At 34.8% G+C, this 14,404-nt stretch carries 10 protein-coding genes; all 10 read right to left on the bottom strand.

The annotated features are described in order from the left end of the window. Positions 1-12 precede the first annotated feature (12 nt). Positions 13-1,758 carry a peptide ABC transporter substrate-binding protein gene (locus HNR33_RS06790; protein WP_429081553.1) on the bottom strand — a complete coding sequence of 582 codons (1,746 nt, stop codon included), beginning with the start codon at positions 1,756-1,758 and terminating at the stop codon, positions 13-15. Between the two features lie 72 nt (positions 1,759-1,830). Then, complete coding sequence (locus tag HNR33_RS06785; RefSeq protein WP_429081551.1) at positions 1,831-2,787, bottom strand: ABC transporter ATP-binding protein; 957 nt, start codon at positions 2,785-2,787, stop codon at positions 1,831-1,833. Beyond that, on the bottom strand, positions 2,787-3,806 hold the full coding sequence (locus HNR33_RS06780) for an ABC transporter ATP-binding protein (protein WP_429081549.1): 1,020 nt from the start codon (positions 3,804-3,806) through the stop codon (positions 2,787-2,789). Before HNR33_RS06780 ends, HNR33_RS06785 begins: the two co-directional genes overlap by 1 nt. An 18-nt stretch (positions 3,807-3,824) precedes the next feature. Further along, positions 3,825-4,763, bottom strand: coding sequence for an ABC transporter permease (locus HNR33_RS06775; protein ID WP_429081547.1), 939 nt, complete (start codon positions 4,761-4,763; stop codon positions 3,825-3,827). Between the two features lie 12 nt (positions 4,764-4,775). Continuing rightward, the gene (locus HNR33_RS06770; protein ID WP_429081545.1) at positions 4,776-5,708 is read right to left on the bottom strand and encodes an ABC transporter permease; all 933 of its coding nucleotides are present in this window, start codon (positions 5,706-5,708) and stop codon (positions 4,776-4,778) included. Between the two features lie 298 nt (positions 5,709-6,006). Beyond that, entirely contained in the window at positions 6,007-8,367 is a 2,361-nt protein-coding gene (hypD, locus tag HNR33_RS06765) for a trans-4-hydroxy-L-proline dehydratase (RefSeq protein ID WP_429081542.1), read from the bottom strand. A 4-nt stretch (positions 8,368-8,371) separates the two neighbouring features. Then, positions 8,372-9,280: a glycyl-radical enzyme activating protein gene (locus HNR33_RS06760; RefSeq protein ID WP_429081898.1), complete on the bottom strand. Its 909-nt coding sequence runs from the start codon at positions 9,278-9,280 to the stop codon at positions 8,372-8,374. A gap of 197 nt (positions 9,281-9,477) precedes the next feature. Further along, positions 9,478-10,875 carry a sigma-54 interaction domain-containing protein gene (locus tag HNR33_RS06755; protein WP_429081540.1) on the bottom strand — a complete coding sequence of 466 codons (1,398 nt, stop codon included), beginning with the start codon at positions 10,873-10,875 and terminating at the stop codon, positions 9,478-9,480. A 257-nt stretch (positions 10,876-11,132) separates the two neighbouring features. Next, complete coding sequence (locus tag HNR33_RS06750) at positions 11,133-12,941, bottom strand: 5'-nucleotidase C-terminal domain-containing protein (RefSeq protein WP_429081538.1); 1,809 nt, start codon at positions 12,939-12,941, stop codon at positions 11,133-11,135. 179 nt (positions 12,942-13,120) lie between these two features. Further along, positions 13,121-14,377: a UDP-N-acetylglucosamine 1-carboxyvinyltransferase gene (gene murA / locus HNR33_RS06745; protein WP_429081536.1), complete on the bottom strand. Its 1,257-nt coding sequence runs from the start codon at positions 14,375-14,377 to the stop codon at positions 13,121-13,123. Positions 14,378-14,404: the final 27 nt, after the last annotated feature.

The raw sequence follows: 14,404 nt of genomic DNA, 5'->3' as shown, positions 1-14,404 counted from the left end.
CTCCCCTAATATTTATTTTCTTCCTGAAATATATACCCCTATGAAGTCTTGCTGACCAAATAGCGGATTATACAATTCCTTAACGTATTTTCTTCTATAAGTTGATGTTTGACCATGATCATATGGAGCTATAATACAATCTTCATATACTAATATTTCCTCAGCTCTCTTAAATAACTCTGCTCTTCTTTCATTGTCAAGTGTAGCTTGAGCTTCTTTGATTATGTTATCAAATTCTTCATTTTGCCATCCAATATTGTAGTACCCTTCTTGCGAGTGCCAAAAATCTAGGAAGTTACTAGGATCATTGTAATCTGCAAACCATCCAGTATCAAATATCTGATATTCATCTTTTTCTTGTTTGTCATATGCAATGTTATATTTTAAAAGATCTATCTTTAGATTTACACCTAACTTTTCTTTAAATTGCTGCTGATACCATTCTCCTGTTTTCTTGGTATTTTCATCTGTACCTCTAAACATCATACTAACTTCCATTTTAGCTGGATCAGGATCTTCTCCTAATTCTTTAAGTCCTTCTATTAGTAATGTCTTTGGATCTTTAACTTCATCAAATAGTTTCTTTACATACTGAGGATTTCCTACTTTATCTTGATAATTTTCTTCACCAATCATTAATGAATCTGGTACATAGAACCATCCTGGCAAAGCTGTGCCTTTTGTTATATCTCTTACATATGCATCTCTATCTATAGCTGCCGAAAAAGCTTTTCTAACCTTTGCATTTTTAAAATATTTATCTTTACAATTGAACATATGATATCCTACGTCAGCACCTTTTTTAGAAATGTAGTTAAAATCACCTGTAGCATCAAATTTTTCTTTCCACTCTTTCTCAACAACACGTGCAGAATCTATATCGCCAATAAGTAGTGCCTGCATACGAGCATTTGTTTCTTCCATATGATGCCATACCATTTCTTCTATATAGACATTTTCCGCATCCCAATAATCTGGATTCTTTTTATATACTAATTTACTACGATGCTGCCATTCCTCTAATATAAATGGTCCATTACAAACTATTTTATCTGCTTCTGTTCCATAAGCTTCTCCATATTTTTCAATTATATCTTCTCTTATAGGTTTTAATACTGGAAAATAAGTTAATTGTAGAAAATATGGTGTTGGTCCTACTAATTCAAACTTTAATGTTTTTTCATCAATAGCTTTAACCCCAACAGCTTCTGGACCTGCTTTGCCACTATTAAATTCATCAGCTCCTTTTATTACTGGAAGCAATAGCCAAGAATATGGAGACCCTGTTTCTGGATTTAAGAGTCTTTTAATTGAGAATTCAAAATCATGTGCTGTTACTGGAACTCCATCGCTCCATTTTGCATCTCTTAAGTAAAAAGTCCACTCTGTCCCATCTTCATTATGTTCCCATTTTTTTGCCATTCCTGGCTTAATATTATCGATACCTTCGGTAGTTCCCTCTACCCTAGTTAATCCTTGGATTATAGGCCCAAATGCATCCCAAGAAGTATCTGTGCTTGATCTTCCTGAATCAAGTATTTTGGGCTCATATCCTAGTAAATTTAAATACTGTTTTTCATCCATTTTAGGTGTATCTTCATCAGCTGTAGACTCTCCTTCACTATTTGAACCTGATGAAGATTCTTCTGTACCTTTAGGTACATCATTTGATACATTTTGACTACCACATCCAGCTAGTAATGTGGTCATAATCATAATAGCTACTAGAAAAAATACTATGATTTTTTTACCACTCATAATTTTTACCCCCTGTTTTTTTATTTATTAACAGCTATTATTTGGCTGTTAAAAACATAATAAATTTTAAAATTAAAATATATGACAAGCAACAAAATGACCACTTTCTATCTCTTTTAGTTCAGGTAAAACTTCATGACATTCTTTTTTTACATATTTACATCTTGCTGCAAACCTACAACCAGGTTTAGGATTAATAGGACTAGGTACTTCTCCTTCTAATTTCACACGTGTCTTATCCCTCTCTATCCTTGGATTAGGAATAGGTATAGCTGTCATCAACGCTTTCGTGTATGGATGTAAAGGATGTTGATATAGTTCTTCACTGCTTGCTATCTCAACTATTTGTCCTAGATACATTACACCTACATTATCAGATATGTGTCTTACCATAGAAAGGTCATGAGCTATAAAAAGATAAGTTAAGCCTAAATCTTTTTGGAGCTTAATCAGCAAGTTTACTATTTGTGCTTGTATGGAGACATCTAAAGCAGATATGGGTTCATCGCAAACAATAAATTCTGGCTCTATAGCAAGTGCTCTTGCTATACCAATTCTCTGTCTTTGTCCTCCAGAAAACTCGTGAGAAAATCTTGATGCATGTTCTTTATTTAACCCTACTAAGTTTAACATTTCATATATCTTATCCATTCTGTCTTTGCCTTTGTATAGATTATGTATATCTATACCAGAGGCAACTATGTCTCCAACTGTCATCCTAGGATTTAATGATGCATATGGATCTTGAAATATTATTTGTGCTCTTTTAGCAAATTTTTTCTTGTTAGCTTTGTTTAAATCATGAACATTTGATCCATCAAATAAAATTTCCCCCGAAGTAGCTTCATAAAGCCCTAAAACTGTCCTACCACAAGTAGTTTTACCGCATCCAGATTCTCCAACTAAACCCAATGTTTTTCCTTTTTCTATAGTAAAATTTACGTCATCAACTGCTTTTAATATAGATTTTCTGCCTACTTTAAAATATTTTTTTAAGTTCTTAACCTCAACTAAAGCATTATTAGACATTAGATACCCTCCTTTACAACTCTTGGAGTTTCTACTTTAGGAGCCATTACATGCTTTAACCAGCATGAAACCTGTTGAGTTTCGCTTACTTTTGTAATCTGTGGACTTAATTCATTACAAATAGGCATACAATATTCACACCTAGGTGCGAACGAACATCCCCTAGGAGGATTTGTCAAGTCAGGAGGCGTTCCCTTAATTGAATATAATAATTCTTTGTTGCCCATTTCTATAGTTGGCACTGACATTAATAATGCCCAAGTGTAAGGGTGCTGAGGATTAAAAAATATCTCCTCTGTAGTTCCTTCCTCGACTATTTTGCCTGCATACATAACTTGAATCCTATCAGCGGAACCTGCTACAACACCTAGATCATGAGTTACTAGTATAACAGCCATATCAAGATTTCTTTGTAGTTCTTTTATCAAATCCATTATTTGCGCTTGAATAGTAACATCAAGAGCTGTAGTTGGTTCATCCGCAATAAGTATTTTAGGATTACACGCTAGTGCAATAGCAATCATAGCACGCTGTCTCATTCCACCTGAAAATTCATGTGGGTATTGATTAGCACGTTCTTTTGCATTTGGGATATTAACAGTCTCTAGCATTTCTACCGCTTTTTTCAATGCTTCTTTTTTATTCAGTCCTCTATGTGTAATAAGGCTTTCTGCTATTTGCTTACCTACCTTCATAGTTGGGTTAAGAGATGTCATTGGATCTTGAAATATCATAGATATTTCAGATCCTCTAATACTTCTTATTGCCCTTTTATCCATTTTCAATATATCTTTGTCTTGAAATATTATTTGTGAACCTTTTTTAATTTCAGCAGGAGGAGTGTGTAATAATTTTATAATAGCTTTAGAAGTAACTGTTTTTCCGCATCCTGATTCCCCTACAATAGCTAAAACCTCACCTTTATTTAAATGAAAGCTTACCCCTCTTACTGCTTGAACTTCTCCAGCATATGTCTTAAAAGACACTCTTAAATCTTTTACGTCTAATATTTTCTCCATTCAGTTCTCCCCCTCAATCTACTGGCGTAATCTTGGATCAAGTGCATCATTCAATCCATCACCCATAAGGTTAAATGAAAGCATAGTCAAGCTTATAAATAAACAAGGGAAAAACAATTGATAAGGATAAAACATCAAAAATTGTTGAGCCCCTGATGCCAAAGCCCCCCAGCTAGTATCAGGAGGCTGAATTCCTAATCCTATATAGCTTAAAAAAGCCTCGCTAAATATAAAACCTGGAACTGCAAATAATATTTGAACTATTACTAAGCTAAATGTATTAGGCAGTAAGTGTTTTAGGATAATTCTGCTTGGACTAGCTCCTAGTGCTTGTTCAGCAAGAATATATTCTTTTTCTCTTAGCTGTAAGACTTGGCCTCTTACTAATCGTGCAACTCCACCCCATGATGTTATAGTCATAGCAATAACTAAAGCAAACATTCCTCTTCCAAGTATCAATGATATGAGTATAACTAAAACCAGATATGGTACACTTCCTATTATTTCCACTATTCTCATCATGACATCATCAACTGTTCCTCCAAGATATCCTGCTACACCACCATAAATAACTCCAAGAGTAATCATTACCAAAGTACATAAGAGTCCAATTATTATAGAAACCCTTCCTCCCATACATACTCTAGTAAAAATGTCTCTTCCCATATCATCTGTTCCAAACCAATGATCACTGCTAGGAGGTAAATTAGTAGCATCGGGATTCATAGTATCAAATTTATAGCTAGAAATAGCTGGACCAAATATAGTCAATAATATAATTAATGCAAGCAATATTGCTGCACCTATAGCAACTTTATTACTTTTAAATCTTCTCCATGCATCCTGCCAATAAGTAATACTAGGCCGCGATATCTTTTCTGAGTCTTGATCTTCACAGCCTATGATTACGAATTTATCTTCTGTAACTTTTATGTCTTGCTCTATAGCTTCAATCATGGTATAACCTCCTTACTTTTTCTTTCCTACTCTTATTCTTGGATCTGCTATCCCATATAATATGTCAACTAATATGAGAGAAAGAATATACAAAATCGCTACAAAAATAGTTAGTCCTAAAATCATAGTATAGTCGCTATCATTTACAGATAGTACAAAATAAGCTCCCAATCCGGGTATTCCAAAGATTGACTCTATTACAAAAGCTCCTGTAAAGATAAATAAAATGTGAGGTCCTATTAAAGTAATAATCGGAATAATAGCATTCCTTATTACATGCTTCCAGATTATAGTTATAGACTTAAGCCCTTTTGCTTCAGCAGTTAATATGTAGTCCTCTCCTATTACTCCAAGGGTACTATTTCTCATGTATTTTGTGTAAGATGCTATACCTCCTAATGCTAATGCCAAAGAAGGCAATATAGTATGCCTATATTCTCCCCATCCGAAAATAGGGAGTATCCCTGCTTTAACTCCAAAAACATACTGAAGTAAAGATGCAAAAACAAACCCCGGTATACATATTCCGAGTATTACCAAAAACATTATTAGTTGATCTAACCACTTACCTCTTTTCAGAGCAGCAATAATTCCCAGCCCTAGTCCGAGAATAATCTCAAACACGAAAGCTTGGCCTCCTATTACAGCTGAAATAGGAGCGTATTTCTTTATGCTTTCATTTACTGATCTTCCTACATATACTAATGAATCTCCTAAATCTCCCTTAAGAATTAATCTTTTGAGATACATGCCGTACTGTACAATTACTGGCTTATCCAGTCCATACTTTGCTTCAAATGCATTCAAAGCATTTTCTGGCAAATGTTTTGCACCAGCCCCCATTGGATCTCCAGGAACTGCATGAATTAAAAAGAAGGTTATTGTAATTATTATGAATATAGTAAAAATACCGTAAGTAAGCCTCTTTAATATAAATTTTGCCATCCTCTTCCCCCCTATAGTTAAAGTATAATTAGTCAGTTGCATAACTTTATAATTGTTAAAAAAATTACTTCAAAAACTTATTTCATAGTATCCCCCTTTAAAATGTATTAATTTTTGAAATCGTTTTCCTATAATTTATTTGCAATATCCTTGCCAATATTAAATTCAAGAATTCTGAGGATTTTACGAACAAAAGACACAATATGTACCAAAACTGGTACATATTGTGTCTCAAAAAAAGGACTGCTAATCTCTATTCTAATAAATTAGTGCCTTCCACCTAATCAAGCCCTAGTCATCAAAATCCTTTGTGTTCTGTTCTTGCTATGATTTCATTTTGCAGCTCCTCGGTCAAATCATTGAAATAATCACTATAACCTGCAACTCTTACTATTAAATCCTTATGCTGCTCAGGATTTTTCTGTGCTTTTCTTAGGGTATCAGCATTTATGACATTGAACTGTATATGATGTCCGTCTAGTTTAAAATACGCTCTAACAAGATGCATTAGGTTTTCTATTCCTTCGTCATTGTTTAGTAATGATGGTGAGAATTTTTGGTTCAATAGAGTTCCTCCAGTTCTTAGGTGATCCATTTTTGATGCAGATTTAATGACTGCTGTTGGTCCTAATTTGTCAGTGCCCTGAACTGGTGATATACCCTCTGACTGAGGTGTGAAAGCTTTTCTTCCATCTGGTGTTGCTCCCGTTACAGAACCAAAATACACATGACAGGTAGTAGGAAGCATATTTATCCTATAGGTCCCGCCTTTTACAGCTGGCCTTCCATTTACTGCATCATAAAAGGCATTAAAGGCTTCTCTCATCAAGTCGTCTGCATAGTCATTATCGGTTCCATACCTTGGTGTCTTGTTTAAGAGTAGCTGTCTAATACGTTCCTTTCCTTCAAAATTGTTCTTCAGAGCATCTAAAAGGTCGTCTAAAGTCAATGTCTTATTATCATATACGTGATATTTTATTGCACTTAAGCTATCTGTTAGTGTACCTATACCTACACCCTGTATATACATTGTGTTATACCTTGCCCCACCAGCATTATAGTCCTTGGCATTTTCTATACAATCGTCTATTATAATTGATAAAAATGGTGAAGGCATATACTTCATATATAGTTTTTCAATAATATTATTTCCTCGCATCTTTATTTCTATAAAGTGATGTATTTGCTCTTTAAATGCATACATAAGCTCTTGAAAGCTTTCAAATTCTCTTGGTTTTCCTGTATCTAGACCTATTTTCTTGTCAGTCATAGGATCTAAACCATTGTTTAAGGTTATTTCTAATACTTTTACTAAATTAAAGTAACCTGTTAGTATAAAGCTTTCTTTTCCAAAGGCTCCTGTTTCTACACAGCCACTAGTACCTCCACATCTTGCATCTTCAATAGACTTACCTTGCCTTAACATTTCCTCTATTACAGAGTCAGCATTGAATATTGATGGCTGTCCCCATCCTTTTTTTATTATTTCACTGGCTTTTTTAAGGAAGTGGTCTGGACTTTTTCTACTTAGCTGAATATTTGAGCTTGGCTGTAAAAGTCTCATTTCATCTATTACTTCAAGCATCATATAGCTGATGTCATTTACTCCATCACTGCCATCTATTTTTAATCCCCCGCAATTTATATTTGCAAAGTCTGTATAGGTGCCACTCTCTTTCAGTGTTACGCCTACTTTAGGAGGAGCTGGCTGGTTATTAAATTTAACCCAGAAAAGCTGTAAAAGCTCTTTTGCTTTCTCTGCAGTTAAGGTTCCTTCTTCTATTCCCTTTTTATAATATGGGTAAAGATGTTGATCGAGTCTGCCTGGGTTAAATGCATCCCATGTGTTAAGCTCAGTTATTACAGCAAGATGTACAAACCAGTAGGCCTGAAGTGCTTCCCGAAAATCTCTTGGACTATTGGCTGGAACGTGGTTGCATATTTCAAATATTTCCATTAGCTCTTTTTTTCTCTCTGGATTTTCTTCTAGCTCAGCAAGTTTTTTTGCTTCTTTTGCATGTCTTTTGCCAAAAGTAATTATGGCATCACAGCATATTTCCATTGCTTTAAGCTGTTCATTTTTGTCATACGCATCTAAATCATTGATGAAATCAAGCTTTTCAATTTCTTGCCGTATTTCTCTTTTAAACTCTAAAAAACCTTTGTTAAATATTTTTTCATCTCCTACTGTATGCCCAGGGGCTCTTTGCTCCATAAACTCGGTAAAGATTCCTGCATCGTAGCAATCTTTCCAATCTTCTGACATTTGAGCAAAAAGTAAGTCCCTCATTGATTTACCTTTCCAGAAAGGTATTATCTCTTCTTCTTGAATCTTTTTTGACAAGTCGTTTACTCTAAAAAATACTTTTTCTCTTTTATCAATAGTATCAAAATCTTCTACTGTATGGCAGCACAGTTCTGGATACGTTGGAGTAGCTTTAGGCCGTGGACCTCTTTCTCCTACAATAAGCTCTCCTCCATTTATGCATATAGTCTTTTTCTCCATAAGTTCTTTAAATGTTAATGCTCTTAGAACAGGAATTGAAACCTTTCCATAATATTTCTTGTAAGCATTTGTTACTATTTGTGCTCTTTCCACAGATATAGTAGGAACAGCATCTAAGCTCTTTTGTCTCAAAATTTTTACTCTTTCATTCATGAAGTTATCCCCCTATCTTGACATTTGCACCACAGTTTTTGATTATTTGAACAGCAAGCTCCATCGCTTCCTGAGTGGGTTCTTGAACATCTAACATCTTATATGACTTTCCAAGTCTATTGTATTTTTCCTGGCCGATTTTGTGATAAGGTAACAAGGCTACTTCTTTTACGTTATGCAGGGTTTTGATAAAGTCTCTAAAAGCCTCTAAATCTTCTTTGCTATCGTTTATTCCTGGTATAATAGGTATTCTGATAATTACCTCTTTCCCTATACTGATAATATATCTAAGATTTTCTAATATTATTTGGTTTGGTACTCCAGTGTACTTTTCATGCTTAACAGGATCCATATGCTTTAAGTCATATAGGAATAAATCAACTAGCGGACTTACTTCTTCTATTGTTTGTCTTGATGTGAAACCACTAGTATCAACTGTTGTATGTATCCCCAGCTTTTTCAATTCGCCTAGAAGCATGATTAGAAAACTAGACTGCATCAAAGGTTCTCCTCCAGAAAATGTTACACCACCCTTAGACTGCTGATAAAAATCCTTATCTCCTAATACTTGGGCTAGTACATCACTAGCAGTCATAGTCCTTCCTGCCATCTCCCTAGCTTCTGCATAACACTCTACAGTACAGTCGCCACAATTTATACACTTTTTTTTGTCTGTACAAATTATACCATTTGTTTCTTTTATGGCATCATACTCACATATCTCTATACAGACTTTACATCCAATGCAACGATTTGGGAATAGCATAAGCTGCTCTTTTGTTTCTTGACTTTCAGGATTGTGACACCACCAACAGCTTAGAGGGCAGCCTTTTAAGAAAACTGTTGTTCTAATTCCAGGCCCATCATGTATAGAATATTTCATGATATTAAATACTTTACCTTCCAAAATCATCACCTCTGCCTTATTCCTTAATATGTTATATATTTCAATAGCAATTATTATGCCAAAATTTAACTTTACACAAGTGGGAGCAGTTCTTGCTTGATAAATAAAAGTAATTAAGCCTAAGTATCATTCTTGATACCTTAGGCTTAACTATTTTATTAAACGTCTGGTTTTTGAGACATTTTCTATGTAAATATTAAATATTATAATTCGTATCTTTTCATTTTGCCATGAAGAGTTTGTTTAGGAATTTTAAGGGCCCGAGCTGCCTTTGCGCAATTTTGACCAGCTTCTTCAAGAGCTGCTTTTATTAAATTCTTTTCATATTTTTCTACAGCGTCCTTTAAGCTTTTTCCTCTTGGTATCTGTGGTTCTGGTGTTTTTGCATTTCTATCGTTAGTACAAGATTCAGTATGGGTCTGTAAATCCTCTAAGGTTATGAATTCCCCCTCTACAAAGTTCATAACTGACTCAATAATATTCTGTAACTCTCTTACATTACCTGACCAATCGTTATTATAAAAATATTCTATGACTTTTTTATCTACACCTTTAACAGATTTATGCATTTTATTATTACAGGTGTTAACAAAATAATCTACCAGTAAAGGTATGTCCTCTTTTCTTTCTCTAAGAGGCGGTATGCGAAAATATATTACATTTAATCTATAGTATAAGTCTTCTCGTAGTATTCGTTGCTCAACCAGCTTTCTAGGCTCTATGTTTGAAGCTGCAATTATTCTTACGTCTACAACCTTTGTTTTAACACTTCCCACTCTTCTAATAACTCCATCCTCTATTACGCGGAGAAGCTTTGACTGTAGCTCTAGGTTCATAGAATTTAACTCATCTAAAAATAATGTTCCTCCATCGGCTAGTTCGAATAATCCTTGCTTATCCTTAGCTCCTGTGAAGCTGCCTTGCACTGTCCCGAAAAGGATACTTTCAAGCAGGTTTTCTGGTAATGCTCCGCAGTTCTGAGCAATAAATGGTTTATCTCTCCTATTACTTAAATTATGCAAGCTTTGGACCATAAGCTCCTTTCCGGTTCCCGTTTCCCCATAAACAAACACTGGTGAGTCGCTATTCGCAACTTTATGAGCTTTTGTCTTCAATTTGACTATAGATTCACTATTACCGATTACATCTGCAAAACTATATTGAGTACCATTTGGCAAAAACTTATTCTCTCGTGTACCCTTTCCATGCAATGTACTTTGAAGCATAAGTATCTTCTCTGACAATTCTCTTACATGTGTAAAGTCTTTAAAAATTTCTATAGCACCTTCTACTTTATTTCCTTTTATTATTGGTATTATTGAGGTAACAATGGAAACGCTTTTGCCTCTACAGTTCACATAATTCTGGACATAATCAATTATGGGCTTACCTGTATCTATTACTTTACAAAAGGTACTGCTTTCTTTGTTGATATTTGGGAAAACCTCGAAAATATTCTTTCCTATTGCTTCTCGAGGGTCAAATCCTGAAATATTTATGGATGGTTCATTGAAATAGATAATATTTAGATATGAATCTACTACTATTACACCCTCCTCAAGATGATTTATCATCAATTCAATAATCTTTTTATAATCCATATAACCCACCCTTTTCTATTCAATGCCATATGTAAATTGTACAATATTTCAGAATAATTTGCCATCTTATATTTGCTTTATTGACTTATAAACTCTTAACTCTATTTCTAAGTAAATAGTAAATAATATTGACAAGGTTTTTATGCAAAAAAACAGTCCCTCATACTGAAGGACTGTTCTCATGTAATTTCTCTACTTATACAATGTTTTCAAATTGTGACAACTATTTGATTCGTTTAAATTCCTAACTTATTATTTTAATTTGCTGGTATAAGAATTTTTTGACCTGGGAATATTAAGTGAGGATTTTTTAAGCCATTAAATTCAGCTACCTTTTCCCATGCTAAACCAAATTGCTTAGCTATTTTCCATAATACATCGCCAGGGTTCACTACATATGTTTGTGTTGGAGCTTCTGCTGTTGGTTGTTCTACTACTGGAGTCTCAACCACTGGCGCCTCTACTACCGGAGCTTCCACTACTGGTTCTTCCACTGCTGGCTCTTCAACCACAGCTTCTTTTAGGTAATCTACAGCAACTGGTGTAATTACCTTAGCTTCTTTTATAGCTTCTACTAATACATCTCTGATTGGTATAAATGTGTCTACCACGTTTTTAGCATTTGAAAAGTCGTATTTATCTCCACCTGTTAGAAGGAAATCATTAGTAACTACTGTGTAATACGCTTCCATATCTATTGGTGTACCATCTTCAAGAGTAATCTTTGTAATTCTATTTTCAAATTCTGCATTCTTATCAAACTCTACGATAAGTCCTGCAAATTGTCCGTTTCCTACTTCTGGATTGCTTATACCATGATCTATAGCTTTCTTTAAGTCAGATCCTTTAAGCTCCATAGTTACTAGTGTGTTATCAAATGGCATGATTTCATACATATCTCCCATTGTAATAACACCTTTTTCTAGAGTTCTTCTAAGTCCTCCGCCATTTTGTATAGCTACTTGAACTCCTGTCTTTTCCTTCATAACTTCAGATGACCATCTTCCTAGTAGTGTAACATTATCTACCTTACTTTCATGAGTAAAATCTGCAGCTGCTTCACCTATTACTTCTTCTAATATTGGTGCTGCTTCTGCTTTAAAAGTATCGTATAGCTTAACTCCCTCAGGATCTGGCACTATATCATTTGTTTTACTAGATAAATCATCAACCTTAGCTACTATATCTACTACCTTGTTATCTTTATCTAGTTCTATAGATAACACTGCAAGGGCACGACCATTCTTGTAACCTTGAACTATTGGAATACCATTTACTTCTCCAGCTACTGGTTTATGGCTGTGAGCTGATATTATTGCGTCTATACCTTCTACAGCTGTTAAATCAGTAACATTACCTGTGATTTCCTTAGTCTCTTTATCTTGTGAAGAATCAATATGAGTAAGTGCTATTATAACGTCTGGAGCACCTTCTGCTGCTTTTCCGTCTTTCAAATATTTTACCCAAGTTTTTGCTGCCTCTACTGGGTCACTAAATTCTAGTCCTTCTACATATTGTGCTTTAGTAAGAGTAGTTGTGTCTTGATGAGCTAATCCTAAAAAAGCTATCTTAATTCCATTTTTCTCTACTATTTTGTATGGTTTTGCCCATTCTACCGCTTCACCAGTTTTTGTATCTATAATGTTTGTAGCTAAAAAGTCAAAACCACCTTCTTCTGACCACTTTTTAATATGGTCTACTCCCCAGTCAAACTCATGGTTACCTACTGCTGAGGCAACAACATTCATTGCCTTCATCATGGCAGTTACAGGTGCACCGTATGTAAGGTTTGACATAGCAGTACCCTGATAGCTGTCTCCGCCTGATACAAATATAGTATTAGGATTTTTTTCTAAAAGTGTCTTTGAATAAGCTATCATTTTCGCCATACCAATATCTTTGCCTGAATCAGTTACATTGCCGTGAAAATCATTAAAAGAAACAATGTCTACAGTATTGTTTGCTGTTTCCTCTGCATAGGCACCTGATATAGGAGCAAATACTAGCCCAAGTACCATTGTAAGCATTACTAACAGACTAAAAGTTCTTTTTGTCTTAAAATTCATACCGTAAATCCTCCTTATAAGTATTTTTACTTATATAGAATATTCTACATATAATTAGTAAATCCTTCTAAATTGAAGAAATTATGCAATCGTTTGCTTGAGTAAGACAATTAGACCAATCAAGATATAATCTCATGACTCGAAAATAAAAATGAGTCAGAGGACCGTCCCCTAACTCATTAATCTTCTACTCTTCTTATTTTAGCTCCTAGTGCTGAAAGCTTTTGCTCTATGTCAGTATACCCTCTATCTATATGATAGATATCAGTTATTTCTGTTATTCCCTCTGAAACTAATCCTGCAAGTATAAGTGCTGCCCCTGCTCTTAAATCAGTTGCTTTTACAGGCGCTCCCATTAAATTATTAGTTCCTTGTATGATTGCACTTCTTCCATCTATTTTTATGTCTGCACCCATTCTTTTAAGCTCATCTACGTGCATGAATCTGTTCTCAAATACTGTTTCTATCATTACACTTGTTCCCTTAGCTATACTCATCAGTGCCATAAACTGCGACTGCATATCTGTAGGAAATCCAGGATAAGGTAATGTTTTGATGTCTACTGACTTAATAGGCTCTTTTGCTATAACTCTTACATTTTCTCCTTGCTCGATTATCTCTACACCTGCTTCTATAAGCTTTGCAATGATAGGTTTTATATGACTTGTTATAACATTTTCAACGAGTACGTCTCCACCTGTCATAGCTGCTGCTATCATATATGTCCCAGCTTCTATTCTATCTGGGATAACAGAGTGTCTTGCTCCACCTAGTTTTTCTACTCCTCTTATTCTTATAGCACTTGTTCCTGCTCCTTTTACATTTGCACCCATTTTGTTCAAATAGTTAGCTAAATCCACTATCTCTGGCTCCATTGCCGCATTTTCAATGATAGTTTCTCCTTCAGCCATAGTTGCAGCCATCATGATATTTTCTGTAGCTCCTACACTAGGAAAATCTAGATATATTCTATCTCCTATTAATTTCTGTGCTGATGCCTCAACGTATCCATGACCTAGTTCAATCTCTGCTCCTAAAGCTTTAAATCCTTTTAAGTGCAGATCTATTGGTCTAGTTCCAATTGCACATCCTCCAGGCAGTGAAATTCTTGCTTTACCCATCCTGGCTAATAAAGGTCCCATCACTAAAAAAGAAGCCCTCATTTTTCTCATCAGTTCATATGGTGCTTCAATGCTACTTATTTTAGAAGAGTTTATTTCAAGCTTTTCTTTGCTTACTCTTTTTACGTCTCCACCTAAAGATGCCAATACCTCACTGATTACGTCTACATCGTCAAGTGCTGGTATGTCTTCCAAAAAGCATGTTTCAGTTGCTAAAAGTGAAGCCGCTATTATAGGAAGTGTTGAGTTTTTTGCTCCGCTTATCCTTATATTCCCTTTTAATGGGGGGCTTTTTTCGACTATAATCTTCGGCACAGCTGTTCCTCCCTTTTCGTGTCTGTG

Origin of the sequence: Brassicibacter mesophilus (assembly GCF_050433385.1) — a bacterium.
In the GTDB taxonomy this organism is placed as follows: domain Bacteria; phylum Bacillota; class Clostridia; order Tissierellales; family Proteiniboraceae; genus Brassicibacter; species Brassicibacter mesophilus.
The sequence above is the reverse complement of the archived record's forward strand: the minus strand, read 5'-3'. Positions and strand labels throughout refer to the sequence as shown.